General features: G+C 63.8%; 16 protein-coding genes and 1 tRNA gene. 12 read left to right on the top strand and 5 right to left on the bottom strand.

The features are described from left to right. Positions 1 to 47 precede the first annotated feature (47 nt). Together LB524_RS17785 and LB524_RS17780 are read left to right on the top strand one after the other, a co-directional pair. Positions 48 to 254 (top strand): SlyX family protein, encoded by a 207-nt coding sequence (locus LB524_RS17785; RefSeq protein WP_224529122.1) that lies wholly within the window; start codon positions 48 to 50, stop codon positions 252 to 254. Between the two features lie 22 nt (positions 255 to 276). Further along, positions 277 to 675: a hypothetical protein gene (locus LB524_RS17780; RefSeq protein ID WP_224528852.1), complete on the top strand. Its 399-nt coding sequence runs from the start codon at positions 277 to 279 to the stop codon at positions 673 to 675. Here the strand turns inward: LB524_RS17780 and LB524_RS17775 are convergent. The 4 genes from LB524_RS17775 to LB524_RS17760 all read right to left on the bottom strand — a co-directional run bounded on the left by LB524_RS17775 (position 654) and on the right by LB524_RS17760 (position 3,642). Continuing rightward, complete coding sequence (locus LB524_RS17775) at positions 654 to 1,130, bottom strand: GNAT family N-acetyltransferase (RefSeq protein WP_224528850.1); 477 nt, start codon at positions 1,128 to 1,130, stop codon at positions 654 to 656. The genes LB524_RS17780 and LB524_RS17775 overlap by 22 nt on opposite strands. A gap of 94 nt (positions 1,131 to 1,224) precedes the next feature. Further along, positions 1,225 to 2,214 (bottom strand): BMP family protein, encoded by a 990-nt coding sequence (locus tag LB524_RS17770; protein WP_015315759.1) that lies wholly within the window; start codon positions 2,212 to 2,214, stop codon positions 1,225 to 1,227. Positions 2,215 to 2,459: 245 nt separating this feature from the next. Then, positions 2,460 to 2,783 (bottom strand): hypothetical protein, encoded by a 324-nt coding sequence (locus LB524_RS17765; RefSeq protein WP_140661735.1) that lies wholly within the window; start codon positions 2,781 to 2,783, stop codon positions 2,460 to 2,462. 130 nt (positions 2,784 to 2,913) lie between these two features. Next, the gene (locus tag LB524_RS17760) at positions 2,914 to 3,642 is read right to left on the bottom strand and encodes a DUF2569 domain-containing protein (protein WP_224528846.1); all 729 of its coding nucleotides are present in this window, start codon (positions 3,640 to 3,642) and stop codon (positions 2,914 to 2,916) included. Positions 3,643 to 4,012: 370 nt separating this feature from the next. Between LB524_RS17760 and LB524_RS17755 the strand changes: the two genes are divergently transcribed. Both LB524_RS17755 and LB524_RS17750 read left to right on the top strand, forming a co-directional pair. Continuing rightward, positions 4,013 to 4,102 (top strand) — tRNA-Ser (locus LB524_RS17755). Positions 4,103 to 4,372: 270 nt separating this feature from the next. Continuing rightward, positions 4,373 to 4,675, top strand: a complete 303-nt coding sequence (locus LB524_RS17750; protein WP_140661736.1) for a DUF982 domain-containing protein — start codon at positions 4,373 to 4,375, stop codon at positions 4,673 to 4,675. Between the two features lie 120 nt (positions 4,676 to 4,795). Here LB524_RS17750 and LB524_RS17745 read toward each other — a convergent pair whose 3' ends face one another. Further along, on the bottom strand, positions 4,796 to 5,032 hold the full coding sequence (locus tag LB524_RS17745) for a DUF6894 family protein (RefSeq protein ID WP_140721227.1): 237 nt from the start codon (positions 5,030 to 5,032) through the stop codon (positions 4,796 to 4,798). A gap of 219 nt (positions 5,033 to 5,251) precedes the next feature. On the opposite strand from LB524_RS17745, the gene LB524_RS17740 reads away from it, so the two are divergent. The 8 genes from LB524_RS17740 (at position 5,252) to LB524_RS17705 (ending at position 14,521) form a co-directional block, all read left to right on the top strand. Further along, positions 5,252 to 5,971 (top strand): Crp/Fnr family transcriptional regulator, encoded by a 720-nt coding sequence (locus tag LB524_RS17740; RefSeq protein WP_015315764.1) that lies wholly within the window; start codon positions 5,252 to 5,254, stop codon positions 5,969 to 5,971. A 369-nt stretch (positions 5,972 to 6,340) separates the two neighbouring features. After that, positions 6,341 to 6,430: a K(+)-transporting ATPase subunit F gene (kdpF, locus tag LB524_RS17735; protein WP_015315765.1), complete on the top strand. Its 90-nt coding sequence runs from the start codon at positions 6,341 to 6,343 to the stop codon at positions 6,428 to 6,430. A 20-nt stretch (positions 6,431 to 6,450) separates the two neighbouring features. Then, positions 6,451 to 8,154 (top strand): potassium-transporting ATPase subunit KdpA, encoded by a 1,704-nt coding sequence (kdpA, locus tag LB524_RS17730; RefSeq protein WP_224528844.1) that lies wholly within the window; start codon positions 6,451 to 6,453, stop codon positions 8,152 to 8,154. Between the two features lie 7 nt (positions 8,155 to 8,161). Further along, positions 8,162 to 8,377: a hypothetical protein gene (locus tag LB524_RS17725; protein WP_015315767.1), complete on the top strand. Its 216-nt coding sequence runs from the start codon at positions 8,162 to 8,164 to the stop codon at positions 8,375 to 8,377. Continuing rightward, on the top strand, positions 8,374 to 10,467 hold the full coding sequence (gene kdpB / locus LB524_RS17720; RefSeq protein WP_224528840.1) for a potassium-transporting ATPase subunit KdpB: 2,094 nt from the start codon (positions 8,374 to 8,376) through the stop codon (positions 10,465 to 10,467). Before LB524_RS17725 ends, kdpB begins: the two co-directional genes overlap by 4 nt. Positions 10,468 to 10,478: 11 nt before the next feature. Then, complete coding sequence (gene kdpC / locus LB524_RS17715; protein WP_140721236.1) at positions 10,479 to 11,042, top strand: potassium-transporting ATPase subunit KdpC; 564 nt, start codon at positions 10,479 to 10,481, stop codon at positions 11,040 to 11,042. Positions 11,043 to 11,099: 57 nt separating this feature from the next. After that, positions 11,100 to 13,835: a sensor histidine kinase gene (locus LB524_RS17710; RefSeq protein WP_224528838.1), complete on the top strand. Its 2,736-nt coding sequence runs from the start codon at positions 11,100 to 11,102 to the stop codon at positions 13,833 to 13,835. Beyond that, entirely contained in the window at positions 13,832 to 14,521 is a 690-nt protein-coding gene (locus tag LB524_RS17705) for a response regulator transcription factor (RefSeq protein WP_015315771.1), read from the top strand. The genes LB524_RS17710 and LB524_RS17705 overlap by 4 nt, the downstream gene beginning before the upstream one ends. Positions 14,522 to 14,531: the final 10 nt, after the last annotated feature.

Genomic DNA, 14,531 nt, shown 5'->3' with positions numbered 1-14,531 from the left:
GACGTTGCGGCGCAAGGTGTCGCGGTACAAACTGGGGACTTTGCATGATGATGCCCGCCGACCGGCTGACGACGCTGGAAATCCGCGCCGCCGAGCAGGAGAAGACCATCGAGGAACTGTCGGGCCAGATCGCCGAGCAGTGGAAGGTGATCGACCGCATGCAGCGCAAGCTCGATGCGCTGACCGACCGCTTCCTGGCGATTGAAGAGCAGGCGGCACCGGATGTGCCGGTGACCAAGCCGCCACACTGGTAAGGAGAGGGGGAGGGCACGGATCATGGCCGGTGAGAGCGATCGTGTCGCAAGGGCCGGCGACTATGTGCTGGGCCTGATGAACGATGCCGAGCGCGAGCGCGCCGAGCGCGATCTCGAGATCGACCCTGCGTTCCGCGACGCGGTGGTGCAGCTGGCCGAGCGCATGCATGTCTTCGATCGCGCCGAAAAACCAGCCGGCGTCAATCATTGGGAACTGGTTACGCAGCGACTCGCCGAATTGCCGCAGATGCGAGGCGTTGGCCTGGGCGGCAACGATGCAAAGTCGCCGACAGTGATCCGAAGCCTGTCCCGACAGCCGTATGGCGTTGGCGTGCATTCGCTCGGCGGTCGGCGTGGACTTGTCGTCATGGCCGGGCTGATTGCGGCCTTCGCGCTCGGCTATCTCCTGGGCACATTGTGATCGAGCCGGCGCGACATCAGCATCATCGTTTCGCCGTCCTGTTCGCACAGCTCGATCGCGTCCCAGCCGAGCGCCACGTAGAACTCGCGCGCTTGCCAAGTGTAGAGGTAGAGCGTCTCGACGCCGGCTGACGCTGCATGCGCTTCGATCGCCTTGACCAGCGCGGTGCCGGTTCCCTTGCCTCGATGGCCGGCATCGACGACAAGCCCGGCCAGCCACGGTGTCAGATCATGCGCCGGTTCCAGTTCGTGGCGGACCAGCAGGCAGGTGCCTATCGGCACATCGTTCACACGGGCAACCAGAGCCTTTTCGAGGCCGTCGCTGGTCAGCAGGTTGCGAAGCCCTGCCGCATCCTCTTCCAGGGTCCTTCCCGTCCCCTCGAAGAAGGCGGCAATCCGCAGTCGCGCGACGACTTCGATGTCATGCCCGCGGATGGGTTCGATCGTTGGCTGCATTCCTCGCTCCATGCCAGCTTCGTTCGATCGGCAAAAGCAAAACCGCCGGGCTTTCGCCCGGCGGTTGCAGATCATGGCCGTACGGTGCCGCCGATCAATAGGGGCAGGCGTTGTCGGCGGTGTAGTCGTGCACCTTGACAGTACCGGCGATGATGTCGGCCTTGGCTTTTTCGACGGCCGCCTTCATTTCGTCGGTCACCAGTGCCTTGTTGTTGTCGTCCATGGCGTAGTCGACGCCGCCTTCCTTGAGGCCGAGATTCTCGACGCCACCCTTGAAGGTGCCGTTCTTGCCATCCATGAAGGCGGTGTAGACGGCAACGTCGACGCGCTTCAGCATCGAGGTCAGCACCTTGCCGGGCTGCAGGCCGTTCTGGTTGGAATCGACGCCGATGCCGAGCTTGCCGGCATCGGCCGCCGCCTGCAACACACCGACACCGGTGCCGCCGGCGGCCGCGTAAACCACGTCGGCGCCCTGGTCGATCTGCGTCTTGGCAATCTCGCCACCCTTGGCCGGATCGTTCCACGCCGCCGGCGTATCGCCAGTCATGTTCTGGATGACGTCGGTCGCGCCAGCGGACTTGGCGCCGCCGACATAGCCGCATTCGAACTTGCGGATCAGCGGGATGTCCATGCCGCCGACGAAGGCAACCTTCTTCGACTTCGACGCCATCGCGGCCATGATGCCGACGAGATAGGAGCCTTCATTCTCCTTGAACACCAGCGAGCGGACATTGGGCAGGTCGACCGCATCGTCGATGATGGCGAAGTTGAGGTCCGGGTATTCGGCCGCGACCTTCTTCAGCGCATCCTCCCAGGCAAAGCCGGCCATGACGATCGGGTTGTGGCCGTCCTCGGCGAAGCGGCGCAGCGCCTGCTCGCGCTGCGAGGCGTTGGACACTTCGAACTCGACATAGGCGACGCCGGTCTCGGTCTTGAATTTTTCGGCGCCATGGTAGGCAGCCTCATTGAAGGATTTGTCGAACTTGCCGCCCAGATCATAGAGGATGGCCGGCTGGACATCCGCGGCGAAAGCCGGAAGAACCATTGCGGTTGCGGCCAGAAGGCCGAGAACGATACGTTTCATGTGATCCACACCCTGTCGGTTATTTTTTCCGTTGCACACCGCCTGCCTGCCCGGTTCTCCGGCAAGCAAACGACGTTAGCCAGGAGTGTATTGCCCTCCCGCTCCCGGGCAATCTGGCACGGCCCGAAACAAAATTCACGCGGAATTTTGACCTTTTGGAAAAGCGTGCCACGGGCAAGCCACGCCGCGATCCGATCTTGCGTGCAAGCTTTCAGCAGCCGGCCGGAATGGTGCGGGAGATGGGTTCAGTTGGCGGCGAACTGTCCTGTGCGCCGCTGCCGCCGATAGCCGATGGCGTACAGCAGCAAGGCCAGCACCGCGAAGACGGCAAAGCCCGGCTGGTTGAGCACCCAGGCGATGACCGTGTCCCACAGCAGCGGACTGGCCTTGGCGCGCACGAAGGTTTCGAAGGCGGCCCGCGTGTCCGGCGAGACGGCCAGCCAACTGGCGTTGAGCGGGGTCAGCACAAGGGCCGAAGCCGCCACCGTGCGCGTCGTGTCGAGCACCGCCATGATGACGGAAACCGACAGCGCGACCATGGCCGCAAGACGAAAGACGAAGCGAAACATCAGGCTCTCCCCCGGTTCCCCCTGGACGCTGACCAGAAGACCACCGGCACATATCCGAAACAGAAATAGAATGCGTGCGGTTCAGCTGCAATCGCGATACGCGAATTTGAGGCCCGCGCTTTTCTGGGCCCTATGCGACCGGCTCGCGCCTGGGGCGGTGAACGAGCCAGACGGCAAGAATGCCTCCGGCAATGGCGCCGACCACCAGCCCGGCCAATCCGATGAAGGCGGCAAAGTAGCCGCAGCCGCCCTCGAAGCAGCTGACCTCGGCGACATCGGCGATCACCGAGCCAGCCAGGAATCCGCCAACGGCGCCAATGACCGCGCCCAGGACGATGCCGAGCAAGGCAGCCACGATGGAAACGAAGACCGACGGCGCTTCGGCCCGCGGCCTGGCATAGACGCCCTCGGCGCCCGACCCACGGCGCAGCAGATAGATGCAGAGCAGGCCGATGGCGATTTCGGCGCCGCCGATAAGCAGGCTCCTGGCGGAAAAGACGAAATCGGGCACGGCGAGCACATAGGCCTGCCTCGCCAGCACCCAGGCGATGGTCGCCACCTGCCAAATGATGAACTGGCGCGGGAAGCGCGCCGAGCGGCCAAAGGCAAGGCCGAGCAAATAAAGCCCCCACAGGATGGTGATGATGTCGACGGCAAGCCCGCCAAGGAGGAAATAGAAGATCCTGTCCGGCAGGCCGGAATTGCCGGTCAGCCACCAGGCCGAGGCCAGGCCGTAGACCGACCACGCCATGACGAAGATGAGCCAGCCCACCGGCACGTAGGACAGCCCGCTGTCCGGGCGTCCGGTTGGCGCCTGCCCCGGCATCCCACCGCTGGGTTGTTCACTGCCTGATGTCATGCCCGGACGATGCCCCCGCAAAGCCTCCGTTCCACTCGACAGGTGGCCCGCGACGAAGTCAAGCGCGGCCGGCCTTGCGGGCTCGCCTGTGCACATCATTCGGGGCGTCGGCACCTCGAAACGGATGCCGCGGCGGCCTCGCGAAGCGCTGTGTGGCCGGCAAAGCGAATAGACTGTCGTTATGGCTTGGCATTCGGCGCGGGATCGACTAGATGAGCCCCGCGCCTGTTGCTTTGACGGCTCAGGTGCCGGGGAGAGGTGTCCGCTGGTTGGCGGCACCCATAGCGCGGAAATCGCTACTCCTCCCTGAAGGGACTGCATTGTCCCCAACCCGCGCGGCGAAACCGGCCGTCGCGAAAAATGCAAGGACGGAGAGGTGGCCGAGTGGTTGAAGGCGCACGCCTGGAAAGTGTGTTTACGGGAGACCGTAACGCGGGTTCGAATCCCGCTCTCTCCGCCAGCTTCCCTTTTCGCCGGGCGCTTCTGGGTGCAGTCTAGCATACTAGCATCTCGACTATCGAACCTTAATCCGTCTTCTCGCCGGTCCGACGGAGTAGCAGCCATGGCCGGTGGATCAGGATGCAAGATTTCCGGCGCACTCAGGCGTGCGTTTCGCAAACGGTCCTGTTTGCTCCGGAACCTCCCAGCTCGCGATGCGTTACCCGGCGTCTCATCATAGATCCCCGCCAGGATTTTCTCCGAGAACCGCGTCCAATCAGGAGCCCGCTTCATGTATGACAAGCTGTTTCATTCGCCCGTCGCACTGACCGTCGGTCTCGGCTTCAAGCGCGAAATCGCCTCGCTGGCCGAAATGCACGATTTCCTGACCAACTGGACGACCTCCCGACGTGGTCCGCTTTATCGCAATGCCGTCGAGGCGTGCAGCCTGGCCTTGGAAGGCTGCATCACGAGGGACGAGGCGCGCCATGCGCTTGTTGAATTCGCGGAAGCCACCGGTATTCTCTGGCCCGAGATCGAGCCGGTCATCGTGGCGAGGGCCGTCGCACGCGGCCATGGCGGCTACGCCGCCTGATCGTTCGAGCTGTCATTGCGATGGCCGGTTCGTACGGCCGCTCCCCCGAAAGCCCGGCTTGGCCCTCCGAGCCCGGCTTTTCCGTTCCATCTTGCGGAGGGTCCGCAGACCAGGCCGCGGTCAATCGCACCAACTCGATGAGATGACGAGCGATGCCTCGAAGACATGGCGCCCGCTCTCGTCGCGCACCTTCACGGTGATGGCCGTTCGGTCGTTTTCGATCATCTCGTCGCGAATGATGTCGGGCAGGATAAGGATTGCCTCGCGCCGCAGACGCTCGCGCGAGTCGAACACCTGACCATGGTCATCCACCGTCAGGCCATCGCCATTGTAAAGGTCGAGAAAGTATCTGGGCATGATGCGGCCGGATCCCGAGCTGATGAAATTTCCAAAAGAGACTTGAGCGACAATTCGCGGGCTAAGCCGTTGTTCCATCAGAGATGATCTTCGTTGGCGAATAAGCGCCTTCTAACAAATGTTAATGCCCGCCGGCGCCCGACAACCTAGTGCTTCGGTAGCCGCCTCTTGCTTTCGACAGTTGGCGATCGGCTCTGAGCCCTTTCGCTGGAGATAGCGGTGCTGGAATCCCTGTATCTGAATCTCGCCCAGCACGACGCGCTTTCCGATGCCGAAAAGGCGCTGCTGGCTGAGGCCATGACTTTCGAGCGGCATTTCGCGGTCGGCCAGGATATCGTCGCATCGGGCGCACGGCCCACCCATTCGACCCTGATCCTCGACGGTTTGGCAGCGCGCTACAAGGTGCTCGAGAACGGCGGCCGGCAGTTCACCTCGCTGCAGGTGCCTGGCGATTTCGTCGATCTCCACGCCTTCCTCCTGAAGACGATGGATCACGGCATCGTTGCCATGTCGCCCTGTCATGTGATGTTCGCCGATCACAGCCGGCTTCGCGCCATCACCGAGGAAGCGCCGCATCTGACGCGGCTGCTGTGGCTGGACACGCTGGTCGACGGCGCCATCCATCGCGAGTGGATCGTGGCGATGGGCCGCCGCTCCAAGACCTCACACCTGGCCCATCTCCTCTGTGAGCTTTTCGTACGGCTGCAGGTGGTGCAGCGCACCAACGGCATGAGCTTTCACCTGCCGCTCTCACAGGCCGAGCTGGCCGATGTGCTCGGTCTTTCCGTCGTACACATGAACCGCGTCATCGGTGCCTTGCGCAAAGTCGGCGTCGTCAACTGGGCAAATCACACGGTGACAATCCTGGATTGGCACAGGCTCCAGGAAATCGCCGAGTTCGATCCGACCTATCTCAGCCTGACGCGGGAGCCGCGGTAGAGCGTTCCCAGCAAGGCCGCAAAGCGCGGCGGCATATCCTTCCCGGCAATCCGCGTCGACGAGCTGCTCTTCGACGGCGAGCCGCGCCGGAAACCTTTATAGAATTCCTATTTCTTTCCCATCCGCCCCGTCTCGAACCTTTATGGCGATCGGGTCATATTCACGTCGAGCAAAAGCCCTCGGACGCCGCCCAGTGCAGTGCGCCGTCTCACGGTATTGCCGACCTGTCTTTGGCAGGCGAACAGTAGAAACTGGAAGCAAGGAAAAGCACAATGGACATTATTGTTCTTGGGATCGGGGTTTTGTTCTTCGGCCTGTCCATCGTCTACGTCAAAGCTTGCGACAGAATTTAAGCTGAAGGATCGAACCATGCTTGTCGATTACATCCTCGGCGGTGGCGTGACCTTGTTCCTGCTCGCCTACCTCACCTACGCGCTCATTCGTCCAGAACGCTTCTGAAGGCACGGAAAGCCACAGCCATGACACTGAACGGATGGATACAGATACTCCTCTATTGCGGGATCCTCGTTTTGCTGGTGAAGCCGCTTGGCTTCTACATGCACCGCGTCTTCAATGGCGATCGCACACCGCTTTCACCGGTCCTCGGCCCGCTCGAGCGCGGGCTCTACCGCATTTGCGGAACCAGCGAGCGGGAAGAACAGCACTGGACCACCTATGCGGTGGCTCTCCTGATGTTCAACCTGGCGGGCTTCCTGCTGCTCTATGTCCTGCAACGCCTGCAAGGCAGTCTGCCCTACAATCCGGCCGGCATGAGCGCGGTCGACCCAGCGCTCGCCTTCAACACCGCCGTAAGCTTCACGACCAACACCAACTGGCAGAACTACGGCGGCGAAAGCACGATGTCCTACCTCGTGCAGATGGCCGGGCTGACGGTCCAGAATTTCGTTTCGGCCGCCACCGGCATCGCCATTGCAATCGCGCTGATCCGCGGCTTCGCCCGCGCTTCCGGAAGATCGATCGGCAATTTCTGGGTCGATATGACGCGCGCCACGCTCTATGTGCTCTTGCCGCTCTGCGTCGTGCTCACCCTGGTCTATGTCTGGCTCGGCATGCCGCAGACGCTGGGGCCTTACGTCGACGCCACGACGCTTGAGGGCGCCAAGCAGACCATCGCGCTGGGGCCGGTCGCCTCGCAGGTCGCCATCAAGATGCTCGGCACCAATGGCGGCGGTTTCTTCAATGCCAACGCGGCACATCCATTCGAGAATCCCGACGCCGTCTCCAACCTGATCCAGATGCTGTCGATCTTCGTCGTCGGCGCCGCATTGACCAACGTCTTCGGCCGCATGGTCGGCAATCAGCGCCAGGGCTGGGCGATCCTCGCCTCCATGGGCGTGCTGTTCATCGTTGGCGTCGCTGTCTGCTATTGGGCGGAAGCCGCGGGCAATCCGCTGGTGCATGCGCTGGGCATCGACGGCGGCAATATGGAAGGGAAAGAGACCCGCTTCGGCATCGCGCTCTCGGCTTTGTTCGCCGTCATCACGACGGCCGCTTCCTGCGGCGCGGTCAACGCCATGCACGATAGCTTCACCGCGCTCGGCGGCATGATTCCGCTCATCAACATGCAACTCGGCGAGGTCATCGTCGGTGGCGTCGGCGCCGGCTTCTACGGCATGCTGATGTTCATCCTGATCGCCGTCTTCGTTGCCGGCCTGATGGTCGGCCGCACGCCCGAATATCTCGGCAAGAAGATCGAGGCGAAGGAGGTCAAGATGGCGATGCTGGCGATCCTATGCCTGCCGCTGGCGACGCTGATCTTCACGGCGATCGCGGTGGTGTTGCCGAGCGCGGTGGCGTCGATCGCCAATGGCGGGCCGCACGGCTTCTCCGAGATTCTCTACGCCTACACCTCGGCGGCGGCCAACAACGGTTCGGCTTTCGGCGGCCTCAGCGGCAACACGCCCTGGTACAACATCACGCTCGGCATCGGTATGCTGATGGGCCGCTTCCTGGTCATCATCCCGGCGCTCGCCATCGCCGGCGCGCTGGCGGCGAAGAAGACCGTCCCCGCCTCAGCCGGCACCTTCCCGACCGACGGTCCGCTGTTCGTCGGGCTGCTGGTCGGCGTCATCGTCATCGTCGGCGGCCTGACCTTCTTCCCGGCGCTCGCCGTCGGACCTGTCGTCGAGCACCTGGCGATGATCCATGGACAGACATTCTGAGGCAGACATGTCCTGGTTCAGCAACAAGCGCCGCAATATCAGGCATCGGGCCGATCCGGGGAAGGAGGGGCTGCCGCCTCCCTTCCCGACCATGTCGACGTTTCTTGGGCTTGCCGCCGCCATGATCGCGCTTTGGCTGCTGGCCTACGGGCTTCCTCATCTTTTTTCGGCATCCGACCAATCGCCGCCGCACACCAACACTGAAGCCGGAGCTTCAAAATGAGTCAGTCAAAGTCAGCCAGCATCATGGATGCCGGCATCCTGTGGCCCGCCATCGGCGGCGCCTTCCGCAAACTCGATCCGCGCACGCTGGCCCGCAACCCGGTGATGTTCGTCGTCGCCGTCGTCTCGGCGCTGACATCGGTGCTGTTCGTCAAGGACCTCGTCACCGGCGGCGGTGATTTGCTGTTCACGCTGCAGATCATCATCTGGCTGTGGTTCACCGTGTTGTTCGCCAATTTCGCCGAAGCCGTCGCCGAAGGGCGCGGCAAGGCGCAGGCGGATTCGCTGCGCAAGGCTCGCACCGAAACCCAGGCTAAGCTTTTGACCGGCGTGGACCGCACCAGGTTCAAGCTGGTACCCGGCACCAGCCTGAAGGTCGGCGATATCGTTCTCGTCGAAGCCGGCGACATCATCCCGTCCGATGGCGAGGTGGTGGAAGGCGTCGCCTCGGTCAACGAGGCGGCGATAACGGGCGAATCCGCGCCGGTGATCCGCGAATCCGGCGGCGACCGATCGGCCGTCACCGGCGGCACGCAGGTGCTGTCGGACTGGATCCGCGTGCGCATCACCGCCGCCGCGGGCCACACATTCCTCGACCGCATGATCTCGCTGGTCGAAGGCGCCGAGCGCCAGAAGACGCCCAACGAGATCGCGCTCAACATCCTGCTCGTCGGCATGACGCTGATCTTCGTGCTGGCCACAGCGACCATCCCGAGCTTTGCCCACTACTCGGGTGGCTATATTTCGGTGACCGTGCTCGTCGCGCTGTTCGTGACGCTTATCCCGACCACGATCGGCGCGCTGCTGTCGGCCATCGGCATTGCCGGCATGGACCGGCTGGTGCGCTTCAATGTGCTGGCCATGTCGGGTCGCGCCGTCGAAGCCGCCGGCGACGTCGACACGCTGCTCCTCGACAAGACCGGCACCATCACGCTCGGCAACCGCCAGGCGACGGAATTCCGCCCGGTCAAGGGCGTCAGCGAGCAGGAACTGGCGGACGCGGCACAGCTTGCCTCGCTCGCCGACGAGACGCCGGAAGGCCGCTCGATCGTGGTGCTGGCCAAGGAAAAGCATGCCATCCGTGCCCGCGACATGGCGACATTGCATGCTGCCTTCGTGCCCTTCACCGCCCAGACCCGCATGAGCGGCGTCGACATCGACGGTTCGTCGGTACGCAAAGGCGCGGTGGATTCCGTGCTCGCCCATGTCAGCCAGGCGACATCGACCAGCTGCGCGACGCGCCCGAACAGCGACACGATCAGGGATTTGCAGGCGATCGCCGACGACGTCGCGAAATCCGGCGGCACGCCGCTGGCGGTCGAGCGGGACGGGCGCCTGCTGGGTATCGTGCACCTCAAGGACATCGTCAAAGGCGGCATCCGCGAGCGTTTCGCCGAGCTGCGCAAGATGGGCATCCGCACGGTCATGATCACCGGCGACAACCCGATGACGGCAGCCGCCATTGCGGCCGAAGCCGGCGTCGACGACTTCCTTGCCCAGGCCACACCGGAGGACAAGCTGAAGCTGATCCGCGACGAGCAGGCCAAGGGCAAACTGGTCGCCATGTGCGGCGACGGCACCAACGATGCGCCAGCCCTTGCGCAAGCCGATGTCGGCGTCGCCATGAACACCGGCACGGTCGCTGCTCGCGAGGCCGGCAATATGGTCGACCTCGACAGCGATCCGACCAAGCTTATCGAGATCGTCGAAATCGGCAAGGCGCTGTTGATGACCCGCGGCTCGCTGACTACCTTCTCGATCGCCAATGACGTGGCCAAGTATTTCGCCATCATCCCGGCCATGTTCGCCGTCTTCTACGTCGCGCCCGGCCAGACCACAGGTCCGCTGCAAGCGCTCAACATCATGCATCTGGCGACACCGCAGAGCGCCATCCTGTCGGCCATCATCTTCAACGCGCTGATCATCATCGCGCTGATCCCGCTGTCGCTGCGCGGTGTGAAGTACCGGGCGATCGGCGCGGGTGCGCTGCTCAGCCGCAACCTTCTCGTCTACGGTCTCGGCGGCATCGTCGTGCCGTTCGTCGGCATCAAGACAATCGACATGGCCGTCACCGCCCTTGGCTTTGCATAAGGATCATTCCGATGCTCAAGCAGATCAGACCCGCGATCATCATGATCGTTTTCTTCACCGTGCTGACCGGGCTCGTCTATCCCATCGGCATGACCGGCATCGCCCAGGCGCTGTTCCCGCGCCAGGCCAATGGCAGCCTGATCGAGAGGGGCGGCAAGGTGATCGGCTCCGAACTGATCGGCCAGGCTTTCGCCAGCGACACGTATTTCCACGGACGGCCGTCGGCTGCCGGCAACGGCTACGATGCCAGCGCCTCCGGCGGCTCCAACCTCGGTCCGACCAACCCGAAGCTGATCGAGCGCATCAAGGGCGACGCGGAAAAGCTGAAGTCTGAGAACCCGGACCAGCCGGTGCCGATGGACCTGGTGACGACGTCCGGCAGCGGCCTTGATCCGCAGATCAGTCCCGAGGCCGCTTATTCCCAGGTTCCGCGCGTGGCCAAGGCAAGGCGCATCGACGAGGCCAAGGTCAAGGCGCTCGTCGACAGCCAGGTCGAGGACCGGGAATTGGGCGTGCTCGGCGAGCCGGCGGTTAATGTGCTGGCCCTCAACCTGGCGCTGGATGCCGCGAAGTAGGTGATGTCCGGCGCCGGGGATCGACACGGTCCCCGGCGCCATTCATGATCGGACCCGATGCCGGACGACAGAAGCTACGTCGAAAACAGACCATCTCCCGACGCGCTGCTAGAGCATGCCGAGCGGGAAGGGCGCGGCCGTCTGCGCATATTCCTGGGCGCGGCACCCGGTGTCGGCAAGACCTACGAGATGCTGATGTCGGGTCGTGCCAGGGTGGCCGACGGTGCCGACGTGGTGATCGGCGTGGTCGAGACGCATGGCCGCAAGGAAACACAGGCCCTGGTCGAGGGGTATGAAGTCATTGCCCGCCGCAGGGTCGACTACAAGGGGCGCGTCCTCGACGAGATGGATATCGATGCCATCCTTGCCCGGCGTCCGGCGCTGGTCCTGGTCGACGAACTCGCCCACACCAACGCGCCCGGCAGCCGCCACCCCAAGCGCTATCTCGATGTCCAGGAAATCCTGGCGCGGGGCATAGACGTCTATACGACGCTGAACATCCAACATGTCGAAAGCCTGAACGACGTCGTCGCCCAGATTACCCGGGTCAGGGTGCGCGAGACGGTTCCAGACTCCATCATCGACCAGGCGGATGATGTCGAGATCATCGATCTGACGCCCGACGACCTGATCAAGCGGCTGGAGGAGGGCAAGGTCTATTTCCCCAACACCGCGCAGCGCGCCGTCGAGAACTATTTTTCGCCCGGCAATTTGACGGCGTTGCGGGAACTGGCGCTGCGCCGAACCGCCCAGCGCGTCGACGAGCAACTGCTCAACCACATGCAGTCCCACGCCATCCAGGGTCCGTGGGCGGCGGGGGAGCGGGTTCTTGTCTGCGTCGATGCCCGTCCGGGCGGGGCAGCCCGCATTCGCTACGCACGCAGGCTGGCTGACAGGCTTCGTGCGCCATGGACGGCGCTTCATGTCGACACGCCCCGCTCCGCCGGCATGTCCGAGGATGACAAGGACAGGCTCGCCACACTGCTGCGCCTTGCCGAGCAGCTCGGTGCCGAGGTGACGACCATCCCGGGCCAGAGCGTCGCGCAGGACATCGTTCGCCATGCGACGGCCAACAATTTCACCCACATCGTGGTCGGCAGGCCGACCCGGTCGCGCTGGCGCGAACTGATCGAAGGGTCGCTCACCTATGATCTGATCCGCAATGCCGGCGACATCAGCGTCCATGTCATCTCCGGAACGGAGCGGGACACCGAAACGTCTTCCAGGAGAGTGAACGCGGCAGCCGAGGAAAGGCATTTCCAGGCCAAGCCGTATTTGCTCGCCACGGCTTACGTTGCCGGATCATTGGCCGTCAGCACCGTTCTCGACCAGTTCCTCGACGTTCGCAATCTGGCGATCGTCTTCCTGCTCTCCGTGCTGACGTCGGCGGTGGCTGGTGGTCTCTGGCCGGCGCTTTACGCCTGTTTCCTCAGTGTCCTTGCCTTCAACTATTTTTTCCTCGAGCCACGCTACACGCTGACGATCCGCGATCCCGAGAGCATCGTCGCGATTGCCGTCTTCGTCGCCGTTGCCGTCATCGCCAGCAACCTGACGGCGCGCGTGCAGCGTCAGGCCGCCGCCGCCCGCTCGCGGGCGCGGGCAACCGAGGACATCTATCTGTTCTCCAAGAAGCTCGCAGGCGCCGGCACGCTCGACGACGTGCTCTGGGCCACCGCCTTCCAGATCGCCTCGATGCTGAAGCTGCGCGTGGTGCTGCTGCTGCCGGAAGAGGGCACGATCACCGTCAAGGCAGGCTATCCGCCCGACGACACGCTGGCCGAGGCCGACATTGCCGCCGCACGCTGGGCCTGGGAGCACAACCGTGCCGCCGGACGCGGCGCCGACACGCTTCCTGGCGCCAAGCGCCTCTATCTTCCCTTGCGCACGGGACGCACCGCAATCGGCGTCGTCGGCCTCGACAATGACAAGCAGGGCCCGCTTCTGACGCCCGAGCAGCAGCGGCTGCTCGACGCGCTGGCCGATCAGGCGGCGGTGGCGATCGAACGCATCCAGCTCGTTGCCGATGTCGACCGCGCCAAGCTCGCGGCCGAAGCCGACCGGCTGCGCTCGGCGCTGCTGACCTCGATTTCGCATGACCTGAAAACGCCGCTCGCCGCCATCATGGGCGCGGCCGGCACGCTCAAGGAATTCGCGCCCGACCTCCCTGAGCAGGACAGGGCCGAGCTCCTGTCGACCGTGATCGACGAATCGGAGCGGCTGAACCGCTTCATCGCCAACCTGCTCGACATGACCAAGATCGAATCCGGGGCGATGGAGCCGAACTACGCCCTCCATTATGTTGGTGATATCGTCGGCACGGCGCTCGACCGTGCCCGCAAGATCACCAGCGAGCACAAGATCGAGGTCGATATTCCGCCCAACTTGCCGATGCTGCGGCTCGATCCCGTGCTGTTCGAACAGGTCCTGTTCAACCTTCTCGACAATGCCTCGAAATATTCGCCGCCCGGCTCGACGATCCGCGTCCAGGCCTGGGCGGACAATGGCTCCATCATCGTGCGGATCATGGACGAGGGACCGGGCATTCCGGCGCAGGACCTGGAACGTGTCTTCGATACCTTCTACCGGGTGCGCAAGGGCGATCAGGTGCGCGCCGGCACCGGGCTCGGCCTGTCGATCTGCCGTGGCTTCGTCGAGGCGATGGGCGGCACGATCGCGGCCGCCAACCGGACCGACCGCCCCGGTGGCGCCTTCACCGTCACGATGCCGGTGCCGGCGCAAGCGCGCGATATCGGCAACCGCGGCGACGAGCCCGGCATGGATCAGCCTCGATGACCAATTCGAATGTCAGGATACTGGTCGTCGACGACGAGCCGCCGATCCGCAAGCTGCTGCGGGTCGGCCTTGGCAGCCAGGGTTACGCGGTCAGCGAGGCGCCGAACGCCAAGCTGGCGATCGAGCTGATGGAACAGGAGAAGCCGGACCTGGTGCTGCTCGATCTCGGCCTGCCCGGCATGGGGGGCCATGACCTCCTGCGCAAATGGCGTGAGGAGGGCGTCGACGTTCCCGTTGTCATCCTCTCCAGCCGCACCGACGAGGCCGGCATCGTCAGCGCGCTCGAACTCGGCGCCGACGACTATGTCACCAAGCCGTTCGGCATGAACGAACTGGTGGCACGCATCCGGGTGGCGCTGCGCCACAAGTTCCAGCAACAGGGTGAGAAGCCGATATTCCAGAGCGGTGACCTCAGCGTCGATCTGGTCAAGCGCGTCGTCAAGGTCGAGGACAGGGAGGTAAAGCTCTCGCCGAAAGAGTACGACATACTGCGCATCCTGGTGCAGCATGCCGGCAAGGTGCTGACCCACCACTTCATCCTGAAGCAGATCTGGGACGATTCGACAGACGTGCAGTACCTCAGGGTCTATGTCCGCCAGCTCAGGCAGAAGATCGAAAAAACCCCCGACCAGCCGCGCTACATCACCACCGAGACCGGTGTCGGCTATCGCCTGCGTGTCGAGTGAAATAGCCTGT

This window comes from Mesorhizobium sp. ESP6-5 (genome assembly GCF_020164695.1).
Taxonomy (GTDB): domain Bacteria; phylum Pseudomonadota; class Alphaproteobacteria; order Rhizobiales; family Rhizobiaceae; genus Mesorhizobium; species Mesorhizobium australicum.
Note: the sequence above shows the minus strand (reverse complement) of the source record. Positions and strands in the feature narration are given on the sequence as shown.

Excerpts from the sequence above, each read along its gene's own strand:
- LB524_RS17785 (WP_224529122.1), top strand. The coding sequence starts at position 48 with ATGATGCCCGCCGACCGGCTGACGACGCTGGAAATCCGCGCCGCCGAG.
- LB524_RS17780 (WP_224528852.1), top strand. The coding sequence starts at position 277 with ATGGCCGGTGAGAGCGATCGTGTCGCAAGGGCCGGCGACTATGTGCTG.
- LB524_RS17775 (WP_224528850.1), bottom strand. The coding sequence starts at position 1,130 with ATGCAGCCAACGATCGAACCCATCCGCGGGCATGACATCGAAGTCGTC.
- LB524_RS17770 (WP_015315759.1), bottom strand. The coding sequence starts at position 2,214 with ATGAAACGTATCGTTCTCGGCCTTCTGGCCGCAACCGCAATGGTTCTT.
- LB524_RS17765 (WP_140661735.1), bottom strand. The coding sequence starts at position 2,783 with ATGTTTCGCTTCGTCTTTCGTCTTGCGGCCATGGTCGCGCTGTCGGTT.
- LB524_RS17760 (WP_224528846.1), bottom strand. The coding sequence starts at position 3,642 with ATGACATCAGGCAGTGAACAACCCAGCGGTGGGATGCCGGGGCAGGCG.
- LB524_RS17750 (WP_140661736.1), top strand. The coding sequence starts at position 4,373 with ATGTATGACAAGCTGTTTCATTCGCCCGTCGCACTGACCGTCGGTCTC.
- LB524_RS17745 (WP_140721227.1), bottom strand. The coding sequence starts at position 5,032 with ATGCCCAGATACTTTCTCGACCTTTACAATGGCGATGGCCTGACGGTG.
- kdpF (WP_015315765.1), top strand. The coding sequence starts at position 6,341 with ATGCTTGTCGATTACATCCTCGGCGGTGGCGTGACCTTGTTCCTGCTC.
- kdpA (WP_224528844.1), top strand. The coding sequence starts at position 6,451 with ATGACACTGAACGGATGGATACAGATACTCCTCTATTGCGGGATCCTC.
- LB524_RS17725 (WP_015315767.1), top strand. The coding sequence starts at position 8,162 with ATGTCCTGGTTCAGCAACAAGCGCCGCAATATCAGGCATCGGGCCGAT.
- kdpB (WP_224528840.1), top strand. The coding sequence starts at position 8,374 with ATGAGTCAGTCAAAGTCAGCCAGCATCATGGATGCCGGCATCCTGTGG.
- kdpC (WP_140721236.1), top strand. The coding sequence starts at position 10,479 with ATGCTCAAGCAGATCAGACCCGCGATCATCATGATCGTTTTCTTCACC.
- LB524_RS17710 (WP_224528838.1), top strand. The coding sequence starts at position 11,100 with ATGCCGGACGACAGAAGCTACGTCGAAAACAGACCATCTCCCGACGCG.
- LB524_RS17705 (WP_015315771.1), top strand. The coding sequence starts at position 13,832 with ATGACCAATTCGAATGTCAGGATACTGGTCGTCGACGACGAGCCGCCG.